Raw genomic sequence first — 21,964 nt, 5'->3', positions numbered from 1 at the left:
GTCAGCCCCGGATGATCGCGACGACGATGCCGCCGACGATCTGCAGGGAGAAGATGCCGACCATCGGGCTCAGGTCCAGCGGACCGAGCTGCGGGATGAACCGCCGGAAGAAGGCCAGGAACGGTCCGACCGTCTCGTTGAGGAAGCCGATGATCGCGCCCGACCACCGCGAGTACGGCATGCGGCCACCGAAGCCGAAGTACAGCGACTGCAGGATGAACGCGATGACGAGCAGCGTGTAGACCAGCAGCACCGCCTTGACGTAGTCGGCGACGTCACCGCGGCCGAAGGCCAGGACGAGCGAGGAGAGGGTCATGGGTCAGCGGCCTCCGAGGACGGCGTCGATGGCGTCGCTGAAGGCGCTGCGCACGCCTCCGCGCTCGAGGGCGTCCAGGCCGCGAGCCGTGGATCCGCCGGGTGAGGTGACCTCGCGCCGCACCGCCAGCGTGTCGAAGTCGCGCTCCTGCAGCAGGGCGGCGGTCCCGGCCATCGTCTGCACGACGAGGGCGGCCGCCTGGTCGGCCGGGATGCCGCGGCGGATGCCGGCGTCGATCTGGGCCTCGGCGAGCAGCGCCCAGTACGCGGGTGCGTTGCTCATGAGCCCCATGGCGACGTCGACCTGGCCCTCGGGCAGCGAGACGAGCGTGCCGAGCCGGGCGAAGAGCTGCAGGACGGCGTCGTCCTCGCTCCCGCCGAGCGCGTGGATCACGACGCCTTGACGGACCTCGACCGGGGTGGACGGCAGGAAGCGGTGCACCGCGGCGTCGGGATAGGCCGCTTGGAGGTCGGCGAGCGGGACACCGCCCAGGATCGACGCGACGGCCTTCGCGTGCGGCGCCACCTCGAGCGCCACGTCCCGCAGCTGCGGCGGTTTGTGGCAGAGGATCACCAGGTCGGCGCGCTCGGCCAGCGCGGCATTCGACGCGACGGCCTCACCCCCGACCTCGGCGGCCAGGGCGTGGGCGCGCTCCGGGAGGAAGTCGGTGCAGAGCACGGGCTCACCCCAGCCCCGCACCATGGCCCGCGCCATGTTCCCCGATCCGATGAGGCCGATCTGCATTCCGACCATCGTACGGACAGACACCTTCACACCGCCCCACGGGTGGGGCGGGCGACGGTCACGATTGGTTGAAGAAGCCCTTCTCGATGAGCTCGGCCCGCTCCTCGGCGCTGATCTCGACGTTGCGGGGCGTGAGCATGAACACCTTGTCGGCGATCCGCTGCATGCCGCCGTCGAGGGCGTACGTGAGGCCCGAGGCGAAGTCGATCAGGCGCTTGGCCAGGTCGTTGTCGGTGCCCTGCAGGTTCAGGACGACCGGGATCGAGTCCTTGAACTTGTCGGCGACCTGCTGGGCGTCGTTGAAGGACTTGGGGATGACGAGGTGCACCCGCACGTCGCTGCCCGTCCGGGTGCCGGCGGCCGCACGACCGCCGTCGACCGAGCGCAGGCGCGTGGTGCGGGCGCTGTCGTCCGCGAAGATGTCGTCGAAGTCGTCGCCGCGCCGGCGCGTGGTGCTGAGCCGGCGAACGTTGGGACGCTCGCGGTAGCTCTCCGCGAGCGCAGCCTCCGGCTCGTACTCCGGCTCGTCGTCGTAGGCGGGGTCGCGGTCCTCGGCCAAGCCGAAGTAGACGAGCCCGCGATGCCATGTGTCGCGAAAGGCCATACCGCGTTCAAGGTTAGCCGCCGGCGACGATTCTCCTGCACGTTTCCGGAGATTCGCCGGACGGGACCGTCAGCGGTAGAGCGACGAGCCGATGCGCACGATGGTCGCGCCCTCCTCGGCCGCGACGCGGTAGTCCTGGCTCGTGCCCATCGACAGCTCGGCGAGCCCATGGGTGCGCGCGAGGTCGGCGAGCGCCGCGAACCACCGACGGTTGCCCTCGGGTTCTGCGGCCAGCGGCGGCATCGTCATCAGGCCGGCGACCGTCACGCCCGCCGCGGCGGCGTCGTCGAGCATGCGCGGCAGCTCGTCGGGATCCACGCCGCTCTTGCCGTCCTCGCGGGCGACGTTGACCTCGAGCAGGACGCGGGTGTCCGCCCCGCCGTGCCGGCCCACCTGCGCCAGCGCGCTGTCGGAGCCGACCGAGTGGATCAGGCGCGCGAGCGGGACGACGTCCTTGACCTTGCGCGACTGCAGGTGCCCGATGAAGTCCCAGGTGAAGGCGGGCCCGTGCGCGTCGTGCTTCTCCGCCAGCGCCTGGGCGCGGTTCTCGCCGACCAGCGTGACCCCCGCCTCGGCCAGGACGCCGAGCTCCGCGGTCGCGACGTACTTGATGGCAGCGAGGATCTGGACGGCGTCCCCCACCTCGCTGCGGATCCGCTCGAGGTTCCCGCGGATGGTCGCCGCGTCGAGGCCGGTGATCAGCTCCGCCATGCGATCGCCGCCTGTCGTCCCGTGACGCCGCCGTCGGCGCGGTGGCTGAAGAAGCGACGGTCGCCCGTCGCGGCGTCGGTGGTGCACATCGTGCAGAGCTCGCAGTCGTGGATCGTGGCGACCCCGGCCGCCGCGAGGCGGCGGGCGGCGATCGCCTTCAGGTCGATGGTGCCGGGTCCGGTCCGCTGCAGGACGCCGTCCGCCGCGAAGGCGTCGCGCACGTCGGGCCCCACCTCGTAGCAGCAGCCGCCGGCGCCAGGCCCGATGGCGGCCTGCAGCGTTCCGCCAACGCCGTGCCGGCGCAGCACGCGGACGCCGGCCTCCAGGACCCCGTCGGCGAGCCCGCGCCAGCCGGCGTGCAGGACCGCGACGCCGCCCAGGCCGCTGACGACGACCGGCAGGCAGTCGGCGGTCAGGACGACGCCGGCGACCGTGGCGGAGGTCACGACCTGCCCGTCGCCCTCCTGCTGCGGGTCTCCGGGCTCGTCGCCGGCGGCGGTGTGGTGGACGACCGTCCCGTGGACCTGGTGGCTCTGGGCCCACCGGTCCGGCGGGAAGCCCGTCAGCGCGCCCAGCGCGGCCAGGTTGCGCGCGACGTCGGCCGCCCTCTCGGGTGCGTAGCGGGCGAGGTCCAGGGACGCGAACGGCCCGGTCGAGACGCCGCCGGGCCGGCCGGTGAACCGCGCCTGGGCACCGTCGAGCGCGACCGCGAGCAGCGGCCCGTCCCAGCGGAACGGCGCCGGCAGACCGGTCATCCGCGCCACCCGTCGGCTTCGATGTGCCACCACACGCCACCGGCGCACGTGGTGGCACATCGAGCGTCGCGGGGCCACGGGCTCACGCGGCCACGCCGCTCACTCGATGTGCCCCCAGGCGCCACATCGGGACCTGGTGACACATCGAGCACTGAAGACGCACGCGAGCTCACGGCCGCACCGCCGCCACGTCCGCCGCCAGCGCCACTGCGAGCTCCGCGTCACGGCCCGCGTCGATCAGCCCGTCCAGGCGGGCGTCGAGCGCGGCCTGCAGCCGCCGCCCCAGTTCCGGACCCTGCGGGACGCCCGCCGCCAGCAGGTCCGCCCCGGTGATCTGCAGCCGGACGTGCCGCAGCTCCTCAAGCCACCGACGAGCCTGGTCGCCGCCCGCGAGCGCGACCACCTCGAGCGGCGCCCCGCTCGCGGCCCGCGCGATCTGCGACGGGGTCTGCGCCCGCCGGAGCGGGCTGTAGGTGGACGCGCGCGAGCCGGCGGCGACGATGTCCAGCTCGCCGGGCCCGAGGCCGAGCGCGGACAGCCAGTCGACCAACGCGCCGGCGTCGGTCCCCCGGCAGCACGCCGCGAGGGTCACGAGGTCGCGCCGGACCGGCACGTCGGCGATGCCGTCCAGCAGCGCGAGCGTCGACTCCAGCTGCGCGGGCTCGAGGTCGAGGCCGGCCACCAGCAGGCCGTCGCTGAGCGCCGCGGCGCCGCGCAGCGCCGCGAGCGGGTCGGGCTCGCGCAGGGCCAGCCGCAGCTCGTTGCCCAGGCGCCCGCCGCTGACGCTGCGCGGGTCGGCGCGGGCCGCTAGCTGGGCCGTGTGCGGGTCAACCGTGAAGCCGAGGCGGGCGGCGTAGCGGGCGATCCGCCACAGGCGCGTCGGGTCGTCGGCGAACGAGCGGTCGTGCAGGACGCGCAGCACGCCCGCCCGCAGATCGTCCAGCGCGCCGTCGACGGCCAGAAGCTCGGGGGCATCCCCGCCGGCCACGGCAGGACGCAGTGCGATCGCGTTGACCGTGACGTCCCGCCGTCGCAGATCCTCCGCGGCGGGGGCCGGCTCGACGTCGGGCAGGGCGCCCGGGACGGCGTAGCGCTCCCGGCGGGCGCGGGCCACGTCGACCGTCACTGGGTCACCGTCCGGCCCGCGACCGGGCAGGGTGACCGTCGCGGTGCCGAACCGCTCGTGGGCGACGACGCTGCCGCCCAGCCCGGCGATCAGCTGCGCCGGGTCGCCGTCGATCATCAGGTCCAGTTCGCGCGGCTCGCGGCCCAGCAGCGCGTCCCGGACCGCGCCGCCGACCACCCAGGCACCGGGCGTGCGCGCGACCACGTCCAGCACCTCGGTCCCGGACGGGAGGCGGCGCAGGACGTCGATGGCGGCGGTGGGGGTCAGCACAGGGGGCTCAGCACGGGACGGGGGGCCTGTCTACCGTATGGGGTCGATGCCTGCGCATCCCCGCCTGCGGCGGCTGGTCCTCGCCGCGGTCGTGCTCATCGCCCTTGTGGGGGCGGCGGCTGCGATCCTCACGTCCCGCGAGCCGGGCGACTTCTCGAACCCCGACGTCGAGTTCCGGGCGGATGACACGAACCCGAACGCGCCCGTCAAGCCGACCGAGGGCAGCGAGACCGCGTCGTTCACCTGGCCCGTGTACGGCTACGACAAGGCGCGCACCCGCTACCTGCCGCTGGCCAAGCCGTTCCGGCCGCCGTTCGCCGAACGCTGGGCGGCGCCCGGGAACGTCCTGCTGGAGTTCCCGCCGGCGCTCGGCGGCAAGTCGCTCTACATCCTGCGCGACGACGGCACCGTCCTGGCGCGCTCGCGCAAGACGGGCCGGCTGCGCTGGCGCCGCAAGCTCGGGCACCTGGCCGCGTCGTCCCCGGCCTACGCCCGCGGCACCCTGTACTTCACGCTGCTCGAGCGCGGAAAGGGCGTCCGTGCCGGTCGCGTCGTCGCGCTCTCGGCGAAGGACGGGCGCACGCGCTGGTCCCGGCGCCTGCCCAGCCGCAGCGAGTCCTCCCCGCTCGTCGACCGCGGCAAGCTGTACTTCGGGTCCGAGAACGGGACGGTGTACGCCCTCGGCATCGGCCGCGGAAAGGTCGTCTGGACGCACAAGGCGCGCGGGGCGGTCAAGGGCGGCCTCGCGCTGGACGGCGGCCGCCTGTTCCTGGCGACCTACGGCGGCAACGTCGAGGCGCTCAGGCCCCGGGACGGGAAGCTGATCTGGCGGTCCGGCACCAGCGGCGGCAAGTTCGGGCTGCGGTCGGGCAACTTCTACGCGACCCCGTCCGCTGCGTTCGGACGGGTCTACATCGGCAACACCGACGGCTTCGTCTACTCGTTCGCGCAGTCCAGCGGCAAGCTCGCCTGGCGCAAGAAGACCGGCAACTTCGTGTATTCGTCGGCCGCCGTCGCGCAGGTCCCGGGGACGCCGCCCACCGTGTACGTCGGCTCCTACGACCGCAACATCTACGCGCTGAACGCCCGTACCGGATCGGTCATCTGGAAGCACTACACCGAGGGCCGCGTGTCCGGCGGGACGGTGCTGCTGGGCGACCTGCTCTTCTACTCGACGCTCGCCCGGACGACCACCGCGCTGCGCGCGAAGGACGGCAAGAAGATCTGGTTCACGCCGCGCGGCGGCTTCAACCCGGTCGTCTCGACGGGCCGCGGGATCTTCCTCGTCGGCTACGCCGCGCTCTACGGCCTCGACGGGCGGCCGCCGAAGACCGGCCCGCAGGCGCTGAAGGACCGTCAGGCGCGGTACCGCGAGACGCAGCGCAAGGTGATGATCCGCCGGGTGCTGCAGCGCGCCGACGCCCGCAACCGCCGTGTCGCCGCCCGCCGGGCGCTCATCCGCCGCCGCAACGCGCAGATCGCGGCCGGGGTGAAGTTCTGCACCAGGATGAAGGGCATCGTCCGCTGCCGCGCACCGCGACCGCTGCTGTGCGCCAAGCGGGGGTCCGACGGCCGGACGGTCTGCCGGCCGCGTAAGCGCCCCTAGGCTCTAGGCCCTGACGGGGATCCCCGCCGCGGCCAGGGCGGCCTTCGCCTCAGCCACCGTGTGCTTGCCGTAGTGGAAGATCGACGCGACGAGCGCAGCGTCCGCGCCGCCCTGCAGCAGCGCCTCCGCCATGTGGGACAGCTTGCCGGCCCCGCCGGACGCGATGACGGGGACGCTCACGGCGTCGGACACCGCCCGGGTCAGCGGCAGGTCGTAGCCGTCGTTCGTCCCGTCGCGGTCCATCGACGTCAGCAGGATCTCCCCCGCTCCGCGCTCGACGCCCTCGCGCACCCACTCGAGCACGTCCAGGCCCGTGTTCTTGCGCCCGCCGGCGACGTAGACGTCCCAGCCGGAGGCATCGTCGCGGGCCTTCGCGTCGATCGCGAGGACGACGCACTGCGCGCCGAACTGGGTCGAGAGCTCGTCGATCAGCTGCGGCCGCGCGACCGCCGCCGAGTTGATCGACACCTTGTCGGCGCCGGCGTCGAGCACCGCCTGGGCGTCGCCGACCGACCGGATCCCGCCGCCGATCGTGAACGGGATGAAGACGTTGTCCGCCGTGCGCCGCGCGAGCTCCACGATCGTGTCGCGGTTCTCGTGCGTGGCGGTGATGTCGAGGAACACGAGCTCGTCGGCGCCGGCGAGGTCGTAGCGCTCGGCCAGCTCGACCGGGTCACCGGCGTCGCGGATGTCGACGAAGTTCGTCCCCTTGACCACGCGGCCGTTCGCCACGTCCAGGCAGGGGATGACGCGCTTGAGGTGCAAGGTGCGGCCGGCGGGGGTCGGTCAGTCGCCCGTGGCGTCGTACGCCGGGCGGTAGGGACGGTCCGAGCGCGGCGGCTCGAGGGCGGCCTGCCCCTCCTTGACCGTGAACTTGTGCTCGTACAGCGCCTTGCCGACGATCACGCCGCCGAGGTTGACCTGACGGAGGGCCGCGAGGTTCTCGAGGTCCTCCTTCTTACCGATGCCGCCCGAGTAGATGAACCGCCCGCGGACGGCGCTCGCGATCCGCTTGACCTCGTCCAGGTCGGGTCCTTCCAGCATCCCGTCGCGGTCGACGTTCGTGTAGACGAACGAGCGCACGCCACGGTTCTGCAGGCGCTCGATGACGGCCTCGCCGGACATCGACGAGGTCTCCGTCCAGCCGGACGTCGACATCATGCCGCCGCGCGTGTCGACGGACACGATGATCCGCTCGCGGTAGAGGGACAGGACGTCGTCCAGGAAGTCCTGGTCGGCGTAGGCAGCCGTGCCGAGGATCGCGCGCTCGGCCCCGGCCGCCAGGGCGTCCTTGACCGCGCCCAGCGACCGCAGGCCGCCGCCGCACTGCACGGGCACGCCGAGCTCGGTGGCGATCTGCTCGATGTGGTGCAGGTTCTTCGGGCTGCCGGACTTGGCGCCGTCGAGGTCCACGATGTGCAGGAAGCGCGCACCGGCCTCGACCCAGGCCCGCGCCGCCTCCAGCGGCGAGTCCTCGTAGACGGTCTTGGCTTCGAAGTCGCCCTTGACGAGGCGGACGGCCTTGCCCTCGTAGATGTCGATGGCGGGATAGAGGATCATGCGATCACCTGTGCGCAGCGCTTCGTGAAGTTCGCGAGCAGCCCGAGGCCGTGCGTGGAGGACTTCTCGGGGTGCGACTGCGCCCCGTAGATGTTCCCCTGCGCGACGACGGTGGCGAAGGTCTCGCCGTACTCGGCCACGCCGAGCACCGCGTCTTCGTCCGTGGGATGCGGCGCGAACGTATGGACGTGGTAGAGATGCGTCGGGTCGGGAAGTCCGTCGCGGAGCGGGTGCTCGCGGACCCAGCGGACCTCGTTCCACCCGATGTGCGGGAGGTTCAGGCCGGGGGCCTGCAGCCGCTTGACGCTGCCGCGCAGCAGGCCGAGCCCTTCGGCTCCCCCGTGCTCCTCGGACTCCTCGAACAGCAACTGCATGCCCATGCAGGACCCGAACAGCGGCGTCCCCGCCGCGGCCCGCTCCTTCAGCAGCTCGTCGAGGCCGAGCTCGCGGATGATCCGCATCGCCGCCGGGAAGGCGCCGACGCCGGGCAGCAGCAGGCCGTCGGCCGCCCGCAGCACCTCGGGATCGCGCGACATGACCGTCGCCGCACCGACCTTCTGCAGGGACTTCTCAACCGACCGCCGGTTGCCCATGCCGTAGTCGACGATCGCGATCGTCGGAGCGGCGGCAGGGGCGGGCGTGGCGGACATGCCCCTCTATTCTCCCGGAAAGGTCGGCAGGACCGTCGCGCGGGTCAAACCGGCCCGCTATTCACTGCGCAGACGCTCGAGCAGATCGTCGATCGCGGCCGCCTTGAGCTTGTGGGCGACCGGGTTCGCAATCAGTCGCGCGGTCGCGACGAGGATCTCCTCGCGGACCACCAGGCCGTTCTCGCGCAGCGTCGTCCCGGTCGCCGTGAGGTCGACGATGGCGTCGACGAGGCCAGTCAGCGGTGCGAGCTCGACGGATCCCTTGACCTCGACGAGCTCGACCTGGCGGCCGGTCTCCTCGAAGAAGCGCCGCGCGATCTTGGTGTACTTCGTCGCCACACGCATGACCCCCAGCCGGCGCAGCGCCTCCTCGCCCGGGTCGGGGCCGGCGACGCTCGCAAGGACGAGCGTGCAGCGGCCGTAGCCGAGGTCGAGCAGCTCGTAGACCGCACGCTCGGGCTGCTCGAGCAGGACGTCCTTGCCGGTGAAGCCGATGTCGGCCGCGCCCGCCTCGACGTAGGTCGGGACATCCGAGGGCCGCATCGTCACGATGCCGACGTCCTTGAAGAGCAGCTTGCGGTCGTTGGCGCGGACCTCGCTCGTGTCGATCCCGATGCGGTCCAGGACGTCGAGCGTGTCCTTCATGAGCGCACCGCGGGGGACGGCGATGGTCAGGCCGTTGGAGGGGCTCATCCGGCGATGCCCTCCGCGCGCGGCGCCTCGCCGCGTTCCTCGCCGGCGAGGGCGATGTGCAGGCCGTTGAGGTCGATCGAGAAGCCGACGGCCGGCAGGTCGCGGCCGAACTGCCCGACGAGGTCGTCGTACCTCCCGCCGCCGCCGAGCGGCATGCCGGCGGCCGGGTCGTAGACCTCGAAGACCGCGCCCGTGTAGTAGTCCAGATCGCGGATCAGGCCGAGGTCGAAGATCAGGCGCTCGGCGACGGCCGGGGCCACCGCGGCGTGGACCGCCCGCAGGCGCCCGGTCGCCACCCGCTCGGGGACGGTGTCAAGCACGCCGGCGCCGCCGCGCAGCAGGGGGACGGTCGTGAGGAGCTCGGTCGTGGCGGCGTCCAGACCGGCCTGGTGCACCTCGACCCCGAGGCGCACGAGGTCCCGCCGGACGAGCGCGTCGAGGATCCGCGTGGCGCGCTCAGCGTCGACCCCGACCTCGGCCAGCAGCGCGGGGTACAGCCCGGCGTCGCCGATCCCGATCCGGTACTCGCGCAGGCCGGCGGCGTCGAGCGCCTGGCACAGGACGCTCAGGACCTCCGACGTCCCGCCGGCGCCGGGCGCGCCGATCAGCTCGACGCCGGCCTGCAGCGTCTCGCGCATCTGGCCGCGACCGGGCTTGACGCCGCGGTAGACGTGGGCGAACGAGCAGAACCGCAGCGGGGGCTCCACTCCGGCGTAGCGCGTCGCCGCGACCCGTGCGATCGGGACCGTCAGGTCCGACCGCAGCCGCAGGACGCTGCCGTGGTCGTCGAACAGGCGGTAGCCGCCGTTCTGGCCGTCCATCCGCCCGACGACGCTCTCGAACTCGATGGCGGGCGTCCAGACCTCGCCGTACCCGTGCTCGTGGAAGACCCCGCGGATCGCGTCGGTGATCGCGCGGAGCTCGCGCATCTCGTCGGGCAGGACGTCGCGCGTCCCGCTGGGCGTGGGGTGCATGGCGGTCATGGTGATGGTGGGCGGCTCAGGCGGCGGGCGGCGGCCCGTCGCGCGGGACCCGCTCGATGCGGGCACCGAGCGCGCGCAGGCGGGTGTCGATCCGCTCGTAGCCGCGGTCGATCTGGCGGATGTTGCCGATCTCGGTGCGGCCTTCGGCGCACAGGGCGGCGAGGAGGACGGCCATGCCCGCGCGGATGTCGGGGGACTCGACGCGCTGGCCGGTCAGCTGCGTGCGGCCGGTCACCAGAGCTCGGTGTGGGTCGGCGATCAGGATGTTCGCCCCCATCGAGGCCAGCTTGTCGGTGAAGAACAGGCGCGACTCGAACATCCACTCGTGGATGAGGACCTGGCCGCGGCTCTGGGTCGCAAGCGCGACCGCGATCGACGTCAGGTCGGCGGGGAACTGCGGCCACGGCCCGTCCTGCACCTTGGCGGTGTGGCCGCCGTGATCGCGGTCGACCGCGAGGTCCTGGCCACCCGGGACGAGGAGGTCCAACCCGTCGAGCTCGGTGTGCAGGCCGAGGCGCTTGAAGACGAGCATGATCATCCGCAGGTCACCGGGGTCGGTGTCCTTGATCCGCAGCTCGCCGCCGGTCATGCCGGCCATGGCCATGAACGACCCGATCTCGATGTGGTCGGGCCCGACGTCGTGGGTGCAGCCGCCGAGCTCGGCGACGCCGGAGATCCGCATGACGTTCGAGCCGATGCCGATGATGCGGGCGCCCATGTGCACGAGCATCCGCGCGAGGTCCTGGACGTGCGGTTCGGAGGCCGCGTTGCCGATGATGGTCTCGCCCGGCGTGAGCGCGGCGGCCATGAGCGCGTTCTCGGTCGCCATCACGGACGGCTCGTCCATGAAGACGTCGCCGGCCCGCAGGCCGCCGGACGGCGCTGTGAGCACGATCTGACCATCGACGATCTCGTCGCGGGCCCCGAGCGAGCGGAAGGCGTCCAGGTGCGGGTCGAGGCGCCGTCGTCCGATCACGTCGCCGCCCGGGGGCGGCATCGCGGCGCGGCCGAAGCGGGCCAGGAGCGGCCCGGCGAGCAGGAAGGAGGCCCGGATGCGCTCGGCCACCACCTCGTCGACCAGCGCGTCGGCGGTCACGCCGGCCGCGCACAGCGCGACCTCGTGCTCGCCCCGCCAGTCGACGGTCACGCCCAGCAGCTCCAGCAGCTCGATCATGGCCGCGACGTCACGGATCCGCGGGACGTTGCGGATCACGACCTCGTCCGCCGTGAGGACGGACGCAGCCAGAATTGGTAGGGCGGCGTTCTTGTTGCCGGCAGGTGTGACCGTGCCGGACAGCGGAACGCCCCCGTCGATGACGAACTTCTCCATGAGCGAGGACGACCGCAGGACGTGACCCGGGTGCGGGTCCGGCATGCGGCGCGGGGCTAGGGTACCAGCCATGTCGCAGACCCTTTCGCGCGCCTCGGCGTGGTCCCTGCTCACTGAATGGGTGCAGTCAGAGTCGCTACGGCGTCACTGCCTCGCGGTCGAGGCGTCGATGCGCGCGATGGCGGCCGCGCGCGGAGCCGACGAGGAGCTCTGGGGCGTCACCGGGCTGCTCCACGACATGGATTACGAGCGCTTTCCGGACCTCGAGACCGGACATCCGCGGATGGCGATGGCCGAGCTGGAGCGCCTGGACTACCCGCCGGAGCTGATCCGCGCCGTCGCGTCGCACGCCGACTACCTGGGTGTCTCGCGCGACAGCGACCTCGAGAAGTCGCTGTTTGCGGTCGACGAGCTGAGCGGCTTCATCCTCGCGTGCGCGTACGTCCGGCCGCAGGGGATCCACGGGCTCACGCCCAAGTCCGTCAAGAAGAAGCTGAAGACCGTCGCCTTCGCGGCCGCCGTGAGCCGCGAGGACGTGCGGGCCGGCGCCGAGCAGCTGGGCGTGGACCTGGACGACCACATCCGCTTCGTCATCGCCGCCCTCGAACCGCAGGCCGAGGCGCTCGGCATCGACGGCGCCGAGGCTGCGCCTGATCCGGGGGCTTGAAAGACCCAGGCCAGTCACTAGGGTCCGGCGGCATATGCCCGACCCGCTGAAGATCGCAATCCTCGAAGGCGACGAGACCGGCCAGGAGCTCCTGGAGCAGGCCATCCGCGTCCTCGCCCCGGACGTCATCGGCCTCGAGCCGGTGCTCGTCAACTACGACCTGTCGCTCGAGAACCGCCGCGCGACCTCCAACGGCGTCGTCACCGAGGCCGCGCAGGCGATGCGCGACTGCGGGTTCGGCATCAAGGCCGCGACGATCACCCCGGAGGGCAAGGACGACGTCGGGTCCCCCAACCGCCTGCTGCGCGAGGGCATCGACGGCAAGGTCATCGTCCGCACCGGGCGCCGCATCCCGGGCGTGACCCCGATCGGCGGCACCTACCACCCGATCTCGGTCGTGCGGATGGCGGTCGGCGACGCCTACGGCGCCAAGGAGTCGCGCGAGGGCGAGGAGGGCGGCCCGGACGAGGTCGCCTTCCGCGTGGAGAAGATCAGCCGTTCCGTCTGCCGCGCCGTCTCCGAGTACGCGTTCCGGCAGGCCCGCAAGATGGGTGGCCAGGTCTTCGGCGGTCCGAAGTGGACGGTCTCCCCCGTGTACGAGGGCATGCTCAAGGAGGAGATGGACAAGGCTGCCGCCGCCTACACGGACGTCGAGTACCGGCCGATGCTGATCGACGCGACCTACGCCGCGCTGATCCGCGGCTCGAGCGAGGCGCCGCTGGTCATCCCTGCCCTGAACCGCGACGGCGACTGCCTCTCGGACCTCGTCATGCCGATGTTCGGCTCGATCGCCGGCGCCGAGTCCGTCCTGCTGGCCTTCGACGACGAGTACAAGACCTCCGCCGCGATGGCCGAGGCCCCGCACGGCACCGCGCCCACCCTCATGGGCAAGGACGTCGCGAACCCGATGGCGATGATCCTGAGCTGCGCGGCCGTGCTCCACTACGCGGCCACGGCCGGCCACGACGGCGCCGAGCGTGCCTCCCGCGCGATCTACGAATCCGTCCTGGAGGCGACCGCCGCCGGGGTGAAGACGCCGGACCTCGGCGGCCACCACGGAACGACCGAGTTCACGTCCGAGGTCATCACCCGGATCAAGAACAAGATCGAGGTCTGGTCCTCCCTCGGGACCACCGTCTGAGTCAGCCGGCGCCGCCGTGGCGCGCGCGGTACCCCGCGCGGCGCCGGGCGTAGAGCCACCGCTGGATCCCGAGGGTGAGCGTCCCGGCGGCGAGCATCGCGGTGAGGTTGATCCCGAGCTGTCCCAGCGAGCCCTCGAAGGTGCTCCAGTCGCCGTAGCCGGCGGCGACCGCCGCGTTGGCGGACGCCGGGATCGTCGTGACCGAGATCAGGACGCCGATCAAGGCGCCGGACTTCGCGGTGCTGAGCGACAGCATGCCCGCGATGCCGGCGCTGAAGGCGACGAAGAACGCCAGGAAATCGGGCTGCGCGATGGCGCTCGACAGGCTGTGAGCCGCGGGATCGAAGTCGTCGGGAATCACGTCGGTGGCCTTGAAGATCACGGTCATGAGCACGGTGAGTGCGATCCCGAGCGGGAACCCGGCGGCAAGCGCGGCGAGCGATCGCGTGGCCAGGCGCGGGGCACGCTGAACGAGCGCGACGCAGACCCCGGCAACGGGGCCGAACTCAGGTCCTACGACCATCGCGCCGACGACCAGGATGGGGCTGTCGAGCACGATGCCGACCGCGGCGATCAGCGACGCGAGCACCATGAAGATCAGGAACACCCAGGAGATCGTGGCCGACTCCGAGGTGCGCGCGGTCACGTCCTCCCACAGCACGGCATCCGACGGCGACCCGGGTGCCGCGCGCTCGGCGGCGACCGACGCGTGTGAGATCGAGGTGTCCACGTTCTCGAGCGCGATCGAGCCGTTCTCCTCGAGCCCGAGCGCTGTCAGGTCGGCGATCACCACGCTCGCGTCCTCCCGCGCCACATCGCACATCACCAGGTCGCCCGACGGCTTGGTCGCGACCCCGGGCAGGTGCACGACGTTGATCACGCTGGCACAGCGCGCGAGGATCTCGAGCACGGCCGCGACGGCGGTCAACGGGACGACCAACCGGAGGTGGACCATGCGCCGGCATCCTACCCGCGCAAGATCCCTTGCACCGTCGGCGTGAGCTTCCGCTCTGCAGAGCCAAAAAGTCCGCAACTTGCGCACGAACACGCGTTCCGTCCGCCGGGACTTCTAGCTTTGCGAACACATGTTCTCCCCTACGGAAGATCAGAGCCGGACGCCGCACCCGTGGCGCGCCGCACTGCGCAACGCCGCTGAGCTTGTCGTCGCCTTCGCGACCCTGGACGGCTACACCCTCCCGGGTCCCTCGCACGCCTCCCCGGCCGGCGCTGACGCGCCCCTGTTCGACCTGGACGGGGACCGGTGGACGTGGCCCGAGCCGCGCCACCCCGAGGACCGCATCGTCACCGCCCGTCGCCGTGGGCATGGGAGGCCGCCGGTTTCACCGGCGGTGTGCCTGCACGGCGGGCGGTCGACGGTCCCCACCCGCTAGACCCGTGCTCTTCACGAGCACGGTCGCCTGGCGAAGCATGCGCCAACCAGGGGCGAGCTCGACGACGCAGCCCCGGTCAACGGCGACCTGAAGCACGAGAGCGGTCAACGGCCTTGCCCGGTAGTCGACAGGCAGGGCCGTTGAGCGCTCTCGCTGCTGAGACCGTGTCTAGCGCCCGCCAAGACCCAGCAGCCCCCTCGGCGCCGATGGAAGAGGGTGGTGACAGACACCCCGGTTCCCTTCAGCGGGAGGGCCTCAGCGCCCGACCGCCGAGCGGACGCAAGCACCCCTCCAGGCCGCGGTCCGCCCGAAGCCGCACCACCCGACGCGGCAGCAGGTGCTCTCCGCCACTCGAGTCGAGGCGTCTGCTGGGCGGTCGGGCGCCGGGGCGCCATGGCCGGCGAACGAGAGCCTTGACGTCCACGCTGGCGTTCGGCGGAAAGCCCCGGCGCCCATCCGCCCAGCAGGCGCGAACCACGCGCAATCCGCCCAGCAGGCGCTAACCACACGCCCAGTCCCAGCGATGCTTAACGACAAAGGACCACCCGAAGGTGGCCCTTTGCACTATTAAAACCGGCGGCGTCTTACTCTCCCGGGCCCTTGCGAGCCAAGTACCATCAGCGCTGAGAGGCTTAACTGCCCTGTTCGGAATGGGAAGGGGTGTTTCCCTCTCGCCAAAACCACCGGAAACTCATGAAAGGCCGGTCACGCCTCCACGCGCGTACGCGTAGACGAGTGACCGCTCTCGGCGGTCCTTCAAAACTGCACAGTTTGCCACAAGGTAATCAAATATCCGTCAAGCCCTCGACCCATTAGTACTGGTCTCCTACGGGTGTTACCACCCTTCTAGATCCAGCCTATCAACCTGGTGGTCTACCAGGGGTCTTACTTCCTCTATGGGAATGGGAGAACTCATCTCGAGGCCGGCTTCCCGCTTAGATGCTTTCAGCGGTTATCCGATCCAGACGTAGCTAATCAGCGATGCCCTTGGCAGGACAACTGATACACCAGAGGTCCGTTCACCCCGGTCCTCTCGTACTAGGGGCAAATCCTCTCAATTCTCCAACGCCCACGGCAGATAGGGACCGAACTGTCTCACGACGTTCTGAACCCAGCTCGCGTACCGCTTTAATGGGCGAACAGCCCAACCCTTGGGACCTACTCCAGCCCCAGGATGCGACGAGCCGACATCGAGGTGCCAAACCGGGCCGTCGATGTGGACTCTTGGGCCCGATAAGCCTGTTATCCCCGGCGTACCTTTTATCCGTTGAGCGACGGCACTTCCACTTGCTACCGCCGGATCACTAACACCTGCTTTCGCACCTGCTCGACATGTCTGTCTCGCAGTCAAGCTCCCTTGCTGCGTTTGCACTCTGCGTACGATTTCCAACCGTACTGAGGGAACCTTTGTGCGCCTCCGTTACATTTTGGGAGGCGACCGCCCCAGTCAAACTACCCGCCTGGCACTGTCCAGCGCCCGGATTCACGGCGCGCTGTTAGGTGTCCAATACACCAAGGGTGGTATCTCAAGGTTGGCTCCACACCAGCCGCAGCCGGTGCTTCAAAGCCTCCCACCTATCCTGAGCGAAATGGACCGAACAGCAATACCAGGTTATAGTAAAGGTGCACGGGGTCTTTCCGTCTAGCCGCGGGTACTCGGCATCTTCACCGAGACTGCAATTTCACCGAGCCCATCGTTGAGACAGCGTCCAACTCGTTACGCCATTCGTGCAGGTCGGAACTTACCCGACAAGGAATTTCGCTACCTTAGGACCGTTATAGTTACGGCCGCCGTTTACCGGGGCTTAGCTTCGCTGCTTCGGGTCAAGCCCTAACAACTCCACGTAACCTTCCGGCACCGGGCAGGCGTCAGCCCCTATACGTCGTCTTACGACTTAGCAGAGACCTGTGTTTTTGGTAAACAGTCGGTTGGACCTATTCACTGCGGCCCCCTCGAGCTCAAGACGCGAAGTCCGTCACTCTACTGGGGCGCCCCTTATCCCGAAGTTACGGGGCAATTTTGCCGAGTTCCTTAACGATGGTTATCTCGATCACCTTAGTATTCTCTACTTGCGTACCTGTGTCGGTTTTGGTACGGGCACGCGAATTCTCCCTAGAGGCTTTTCTAGAGGGCATGGCGTAAGGGACTCGCCGGCTCTTGAGCCAGCTGGCATCGCACCTCAGGTTATGCGGTCCCGGATTTGCCTAGGACCACCCCTACATGCTTACCCCAGGACGACCATCGCCTGGGTTCCCGTAGCCTTCCCCGTCCCCCCATCGGTCAAACGAATTCGACGTGGTACAGGAATATCAACCTGTTGGCCATCGACTACGCCTTTCGGCCTCGCCTTAGGTCCCGACTAACCCTGGGCAGACGAACTTTACCCAGGAATCCTTACGCAATCGGTGGAAGAGATTCTCACTCTTCTTTCGTTACTCATGCCGGCATTCTCACTTCCCAGGCCTCCACGGCTGGCTTCCGCCGCCGCTTCGCTGGCCTGGGAACGCTCTCCTACCACTCACCCCGAAGGATGAATCCGCAGCTTCGGTGACTAGCTTGAGCCCCGTTACATTATCCGCGCCCGAACACTTGACCAGTGAGCTGTTACGCACTCTTTCAAGGGTGGCTGCCTCTAAGCCAACCTCCTGGTTGTCTATGCACTCGGACATCGTTTCCCACTTAGCTAGTACTTAGGGACCTTAGCTGGCGGTCTGGGCTGTTTCCCTTTTGACGCTGAAGTTTATCCCCCAGCAACTGACTCCCAAGGAACACGTTATGGTCTTCGGAGTTTGCCTGATTTCGGTAAGCTGGTAGGCCCCCTAGACCAAACAGTAGCTCTACGGCCATAACGCTATTTACTTGAGGCTATACCTAAATATATTTCGGAGAGAACCAGATATCACTGAGCTTGATTAGCCTTTCACTCCGACCCACAGGTCATCCGCCCAGTTTTCAACCTAGGTCGGTTCGGTCCTCCACGAGGTCTTACCCCCGCTTCAACCTGCCCATGGGTAGCTCGCTCAGTTTCGGGTCTACCGCCTACGACTCAAATCGCCCTATTAGGACTCGCTTTCGCTTCGGCTCCGCTCATCGCTTAACCTTGCCGCAGACGAGTAACTCGCCGGCTCGTTATGCAAAAAGCACGCGGTCACAGAACAAGTCTGCTCCCACCGCTTGTAGGCACGCGGTTTCAGGTACTATTTCACTCCCCTTCCGGGGTACTTTTCACCTTTCCCTCACGGTACTAGTCCGCTATCGGTCACAGAGGAGTACTTAGCCTTGGAGGGTGGTCCCCCCAGGTTCAGTCCGCGTTTCACGGGTGCGGACCTACTCAGGAACGTCACACGACAGGCTGTGCAGTTTCGTCTACGGGGTTATTACCCTCTATGACTGGCATTTCCACGCCATTCGACTACCACACAACTTTGTAACTGTCGCCAGGCCGATCATGACCTGGAAGTAACGCCCTACAACACCAGCTACGCAACGCATGATCGCTTACACGTAACAGGTTTGGGCTGATCCCTTTTCGCTCGCCACTACTCAGGGAGTCTCGGTTGATTTACTTTCCTCGGGGTACTGAGATGTTTCACTTCCCCCGCTTGCCTTTATCTGCCCTATGTGTTCAGGCAGAAATAACGCCGCATTACCAGCGCTGGGTTTCCCCATTCGGAAATCCACGGGTCAAAGGCTGTTCAACGCCTCACCGTGGCTTATCGCAGTCGTCCACGTCCTTCATCGGCTCTCTGTGCCAAGGCATCCACCACGTGCCCTTACTATCTTGACGGTGATCTTGAGTCCATTTCTGGACTCGGTGATTACCCGCTTACCCGCTCGCTTATCGAAGAGCGGGTAAGTGTGGCTACTGTGCAGTTTTCAAGGACCGTCCGAGAGGGCTGGCACCCACCCGGAGCACGATGGCTCGGGTGGGAGACCATGCCGGTCTCTCAAAACTCAACAGCATGCGGAAGACCTTTCGGTCTCGCTTCCAGATCGTGACCCACGATTGTGTGGCACGCCGAAAGGCGCGGCCACAGCTCATTAGAGCTGCGACATCAGTCTGGTCCAGGTTCGGTCGACATACTAGGCCACTCGGGCGTAGCCGGCAGTCGTCATTGACTATGGATCAAGATCCACCGTCGACGCTGCAGGCGCGGTTCCGAGCGGGCCCCGTTATGGGGCTCCCTAGAAAGGAGGTGATCCAGCCGCACCTTCCGGTACGGCTACCTTGTTACGACTTCACCCCAGTCACGAGCCCCACCTTAGACGGCTCCCTCCCTTGCGGGTTAGGCCACCGGCTTCGGGTGTTGCTCACTCCCGTGGTGTGACGGGCGGTGTGTACAAGGCCCGGGAACGTATTCACCGCGGCAATGCTGATCCGCGATTACTAGCAACTCCACCTTCATGTAGGCGAGTTTCAGCCTACAATCCGAACCGAGACGTACTTTAAGGGATTCGCTCCACCTCACGGTATCGCAGCCCTCTGTATACGCCAATGTAGCACGTGTGTAGCCCTGGACATAAGGGGCATGATGACTTGACGTCATCCCCACCTTCCTCCGGTTTGTCACCGGCAGTCTCGTATGAGTCCCCAACTAAATGCTGGCAACATACGACGGGGGTTGCGCTCGTTGCGGGACTTAACCCAACATCTCACGACACGAGCTGACGACAGCCATGCACCACCTGTGAACCTGCTCCGAAGAGAAGACCTGTTTCCAGGCCGGTCAGGCACATGTCAAGCCCAGGTAAGGTTCTTCGCGTTGCGTCGAATTAAACCACATGCTCCGCTGCTTGTGCGGGCCCCCGTCAATTCCTTTGAGTTTTAGTCTTGCGACCGTACTCCCCAGGCGGGGCACTTAATGCGTTAGCTTCGGCACGGGAGGAGTCGACACCTCCCACACCTAGTGCCCATCGTTTACGGCGTGGACTACCAGGGTATCTAATCCTGTTTGCTCCCCACGCTTTCGCGTCTCAGCGTCAGTCACGTACCAGAGTGCTGCCTTCGCTATCGGTGTTCCTCCTGATATCTGCGCATTTCACCGCTACACCAGGAATTCCACACTCCTCTTCCGGACTCGAGCTCGACAGTATCCACCGGCATCCCAGGGTTGAGCCCTGGACTTTCACAGCAGACTTATCGAGCCGCCTACACGCGCTTTACGCCCAATGATTCCGGACAACGCTTGCCCCCTACGTATTACCGCGGCTGCTGGCACGTAGTTAGCCGGGGCTTCTTGTGAAGGTACCGTCAGTCCAACGAGCTATTAACTCGTGAACCTTCGTCCCAACTGAAAGCGGTTTACAACCCGAAGGCCGTCTTCCCGCACGCGGCGTTGCTGCATCACACTTTCGTGCATTGTGCAAGATTCCCCACTGCTGCCTCCCGTAGGAGTCTGGGCCGTGTCTCAGTCCCAGTGTGGCTGATCGTCCTCTCAGACCAGCTACGCATCGTCGCCTTGGTAGGCCGTTACCCCACCAACAAGCTAATGCGCCGCGGGCCCATCTCGATGCGGAGGCCGAAGCTTCCTTTCCACCTTCCCCTCAAAGGGAAGGAGCACATTTGGTATTAGCCCCGGTTTCCCGGGGTTGTCCCAATCATCAAGGCAGGTTACCCACGTGTTACTCACCCGTTCGCGGCTTTGCCCCATCCGAAGATGGTTCGTCGCTCCACTTGCATGTGTTAAGCACGCCGCCAGCGTTCGTCCTGAGCCAGGATCAAACTCTCCGTGAAGAACATCATCCGCCTCCCCTCGATCCGAAGATCTCCGAGAGCCGGCACAAAGAGTTGTCATGACCTTTTAGCCATGCCCCATACACAGGGCACAGCGTCAGTGACAGGTACTTCTCAGGTCCACCGGGTCGGCTAAGAGCCCGGCAGATCGAACCTGGACGCACACCACGACTCAGAGAGTCAATGGTGCGCATGCTGTTGAGTTTTCAAAGACCGTCGCACCCAGCTCGGGAAGGTGATGCCTTCTGAAGAGGTGCAGCCCGCTGGCTCCAACTGCTGCCTGCGGACCGGGCGGAGACTGTAGCACACTTGCGGGGCGGCGTGTTGCTTGCCGCTTCCGTTCGTGTGCTGCGCTCCAACCGCCACGGCAGTGTGACACACGATGTGAAGATCATGCGTTCTGCCTGTGCTGTCCCGGCGGTCCAGGCCCACCGGACAGCCGGTAGATCCTGGGTTTCGGCGCCCTCAGCCGGGCAGAGTTAGGCGCGTAAACGCTCTCTTTCCGACCTGGAGGACTTTGCCCCGGGCGTCGCCGGCAGAAACATCCGCGGTGCGCACGACGGCACCGTCCAGCCTGACCGCCCCCTCGGCGAGCAGACGCCTGCCCTCTGAGCGTGAGCGCCCGAAGGCGGCGGCGATGACGGCCGGCAGGTGCACGGTGCCGTCGTCCGCCGGGACGACAGGTGTCTCCCCGATCTCGTCCGGAATGTCGCCGGCGATGAACTGACGGTCGAAGGCCGCCTGGGCCTGCAGGGCCGCGTCGGCGTCGTGGAACCGTTCGACGATCGAGCGCGCGAGCGCGCGCTTGACGTCCCGCGGCCCGGCGTCCTGGGGAATGCCGTCCAGGGCCAGGAGCCGGATCCAGTCCGGCATCGCGTCGTCGGGCAGGCTCAGCGTCTTCCCGAACATGTCCGCCGCCTCGTCCGTGACGCCGATGTGGTTGCCCAGGGACTTGGACATCTTGTCCTTCCCGTCGAGCCCGGGCAGGATCGGCACCGTGAGCACGCACTGCTCGGCCAGGCCGTAGGCGCGCTGGACGTCGCGGCCCAGCATCAGGTTGAAGGTCTGGTCGGTGCCGCCGAGCTCGACGTCCGCCTGGATCGCGACCGAGTCGTAACCCTGCATCAGGGGGTAGAGCAGCTCCAGGATGCTGATCGGCGTCTTCGCGGCGAAGCGCCTGGCGAAGTCGTTGCGCTCCAGCAGCTGCGCGACCGTCGTGGTCCGCGCGAGCCTGAAGAGCTCCTCCATCGCCATGTCGAGCCACTCGCCGTTGCGCCGGACCTCGAGCAGGTCCGGGTCCTCGCGCAGCACCTTGAACGCCTGCGCCTTGTACGTCTCGGCGTTCGCGTCGATCTGCGCCCCCGTCAGCGGCGGCCGTGTCGCCGAACGCCCGGACGGGTCGCCGACCCGCGCGGTGTAGTCCCCGACGATCAGGACGACCCGGTGGCCGAGGTCCTGGAACTCGCGCAGCTTCTGCAGCACGACCGTGTGCCCGAGGTGCAGATCGGGCGCCGTCGGATCCAGCCCGAGCTTCACCCGGAGCTGCCGTCCCTCGCGCGCGGCCGCGAGTAAGCGTGCCTCGAGCCCGCCCTTCGGCAGGTCCTCGACGGTGTTGCGCGTCAGGAACGCAGCCTGCTGAGCGGGATCGGTCATCGGGACCCAATGCTAGTCTCAGCTCCGGG

General features: G+C 68.3%; 18 protein-coding genes and 3 rRNA genes. 4 read left to right on the top strand and 17 right to left on the bottom strand.

Features of this window, described 5'->3' with window-relative positions; all coding sequences use genetic code 11:
* Position 1 precedes the first annotated feature (1 nt).
* The 6 genes from DSM112329_RS12055 to DSM112329_RS12030 form a co-directional block, all read right to left on the bottom strand.
* A complete protein-coding gene (locus DSM112329_RS12055; RefSeq protein ID WP_354702060.1) occupies positions 2-316 on the bottom strand; it encodes a YggT family protein in 315 nt (104 codons plus the stop codon).
* A 3-nt stretch (positions 317-319) separates the two neighbouring features.
* The gene (locus DSM112329_RS12050; RefSeq protein WP_354702059.1) at positions 320-1,060 is read right to left on the bottom strand and encodes a pyrroline-5-carboxylate reductase; all 741 of its coding nucleotides are present in this window, start codon (positions 1,058-1,060) and stop codon (positions 320-322) included.
* A 58-nt stretch (positions 1,061-1,118) separates the two neighbouring features.
* Positions 1,119-1,664, bottom strand: a complete 546-nt coding sequence (gene sepF, locus DSM112329_RS12045) for a cell division protein SepF (RefSeq protein ID WP_354702058.1) — start codon at positions 1,662-1,664, stop codon at positions 1,119-1,121.
* Between the two features lie 69 nt (positions 1,665-1,733).
* A complete protein-coding gene (locus tag DSM112329_RS12040) occupies positions 1,734-2,375 on the bottom strand; it encodes an alanine racemase (protein ID WP_354702057.1) in 642 nt (213 codons plus the stop codon).
* On the bottom strand, positions 2,363-3,130 hold the full coding sequence (locus DSM112329_RS12035) for a polyphenol oxidase family protein (RefSeq protein ID WP_354702056.1): 768 nt from the start codon (positions 3,128-3,130) through the stop codon (positions 2,363-2,365). Before DSM112329_RS12035 ends, DSM112329_RS12040 begins: the two co-directional genes overlap by 13 nt.
* A 169-nt stretch (positions 3,131-3,299) precedes the next feature.
* Positions 3,300-4,526 carry a hypothetical protein gene (locus tag DSM112329_RS12030; RefSeq protein WP_354702055.1) on the bottom strand — a complete coding sequence of 409 codons (1,227 nt, stop codon included), beginning with the start codon at positions 4,524-4,526 and terminating at the stop codon, positions 3,300-3,302.
* Between the two features lie 46 nt (positions 4,527-4,572).
* On the opposite strand from DSM112329_RS12030, the gene DSM112329_RS12025 reads away from it, so the two are divergent.
* A complete protein-coding gene (locus DSM112329_RS12025) occupies positions 4,573-6,132 on the top strand; it encodes a PQQ-binding-like beta-propeller repeat protein (RefSeq protein WP_354702054.1) in 1,560 nt (519 codons plus the stop codon).
* A gap of 3 nt (positions 6,133-6,135) precedes the next feature.
* On the opposite strand, the gene hisF is transcribed toward DSM112329_RS12025, so the two are convergent.
* From hisF to murA, 6 genes are read right to left on the bottom strand one after another with little or no spacing between them, the layout of a single operon-like run.
* A complete protein-coding gene (hisF, locus tag DSM112329_RS12020) occupies positions 6,136-6,897 on the bottom strand; it encodes an imidazole glycerol phosphate synthase subunit HisF (RefSeq protein ID WP_354702053.1) in 762 nt (253 codons plus the stop codon).
* A 21-nt stretch (positions 6,898-6,918) separates the two neighbouring features.
* Positions 6,919-7,692, bottom strand: a complete 774-nt coding sequence (hisA, locus tag DSM112329_RS12015) for a 1-(5-phosphoribosyl)-5-[(5-phosphoribosylamino)methylideneamino]imidazole-4-carboxamide isomerase (RefSeq protein ID WP_354702052.1) — start codon at positions 7,690-7,692, stop codon at positions 6,919-6,921.
* A complete protein-coding gene (gene hisH / locus DSM112329_RS12010; RefSeq protein ID WP_354702051.1) occupies positions 7,689-8,342 on the bottom strand; it encodes an imidazole glycerol phosphate synthase subunit HisH in 654 nt (217 codons plus the stop codon). The genes hisA and hisH overlap by 4 nt, the downstream gene beginning before the upstream one ends.
* 57 nt (positions 8,343-8,399) lie before the next feature.
* On the bottom strand, positions 8,400-9,035 hold the full coding sequence (gene hisG, locus DSM112329_RS12005) for an ATP phosphoribosyltransferase (RefSeq protein ID WP_354702050.1): 636 nt from the start codon (positions 9,033-9,035) through the stop codon (positions 8,400-8,402).
* Entirely contained in the window at positions 9,032-10,009 is a 978-nt protein-coding gene (locus DSM112329_RS12000) for an ATP phosphoribosyltransferase regulatory subunit (RefSeq protein ID WP_354702049.1), read from the bottom strand. The genes hisG and DSM112329_RS12000 overlap by 4 nt, the downstream gene beginning before the upstream one ends.
* A 25-nt stretch (positions 10,010-10,034) precedes the next feature.
* Positions 10,035-11,348 carry a UDP-N-acetylglucosamine 1-carboxyvinyltransferase gene (murA, locus tag DSM112329_RS11995; protein ID WP_354702476.1) on the bottom strand — a complete coding sequence of 438 codons (1,314 nt, stop codon included), beginning with the start codon at positions 11,346-11,348 and terminating at the stop codon, positions 10,035-10,037.
* 70 nt (positions 11,349-11,418) lie between these two features.
* Between murA and DSM112329_RS11990 the strand changes: the two genes are divergently transcribed.
* Entirely contained in the window at positions 11,419-12,015 is a 597-nt protein-coding gene (locus DSM112329_RS11990) for an HDIG domain-containing metalloprotein (protein ID WP_354702048.1), read from the top strand.
* A 34-nt stretch (positions 12,016-12,049) separates the two neighbouring features.
* Positions 12,050-13,156: an isocitrate/isopropylmalate family dehydrogenase gene (locus DSM112329_RS11985; protein ID WP_354702047.1), complete on the top strand. Its 1,107-nt coding sequence runs from the start codon at positions 12,050-12,052 to the stop codon at positions 13,154-13,156.
* A 1-nt stretch (position 13,157) separates the two neighbouring features.
* On the opposite strand, the gene DSM112329_RS11980 is transcribed toward DSM112329_RS11985, so the two are convergent.
* The gene (locus tag DSM112329_RS11980) at positions 13,158-14,111 is read right to left on the bottom strand and encodes a DUF389 domain-containing protein (protein WP_354702046.1); all 954 of its coding nucleotides are present in this window, start codon (positions 14,109-14,111) and stop codon (positions 13,158-13,160) included.
* Positions 14,112-14,241: 130 nt separating this feature from the next.
* Between DSM112329_RS11980 and DSM112329_RS11975 the strand changes: the two genes are divergently transcribed.
* Entirely contained in the window at positions 14,242-14,547 is a 306-nt protein-coding gene (locus DSM112329_RS11975; protein WP_354702045.1) for a hypothetical protein, read from the top strand.
* Between the two features lie 571 nt (positions 14,548-15,118).
* Here DSM112329_RS11975 and rrf read toward each other — a convergent pair.
* The 4 genes from rrf to tyrS all read right to left on the bottom strand — a co-directional run bounded on the left by rrf (position 15,119) and on the right by tyrS (position 21,935).
* Positions 15,119-15,235 (bottom strand): 5S ribosomal RNA (gene rrf, locus DSM112329_RS11970).
* A 104-nt stretch (positions 15,236-15,339) separates the two neighbouring features.
* A 23S ribosomal RNA gene (locus DSM112329_RS11965) occupies positions 15,340-18,335 on the bottom strand.
* A gap of 402 nt (positions 18,336-18,737) precedes the next feature.
* Positions 18,738-20,282 (bottom strand): 16S ribosomal RNA (locus DSM112329_RS11960).
* Together the 16S, 23S and 5S rRNA genes form the textbook arrangement of a ribosomal RNA operon.
* Before the next feature lie 465 nt (positions 20,283-20,747).
* Positions 20,748-21,935: a tyrosine--tRNA ligase gene (tyrS, locus tag DSM112329_RS11955; RefSeq protein ID WP_354702044.1), complete on the bottom strand. Its 1,188-nt coding sequence runs from the start codon at positions 21,933-21,935 to the stop codon at positions 20,748-20,750.
* Positions 21,936-21,964 lie beyond the last annotated feature (29 nt).

It is taken from the genome of Paraconexibacter sp. AEG42_29 (genome assembly GCF_040581415.1).
GTDB lineage: Bacteria > Actinomycetota > Thermoleophilia > Solirubrobacterales > Solirubrobacteraceae > Paraconexibacter.
The sequence above is the reverse complement of the archived record's forward strand: the minus strand, read 5'-3'. Positions and strand labels throughout refer to the sequence as shown.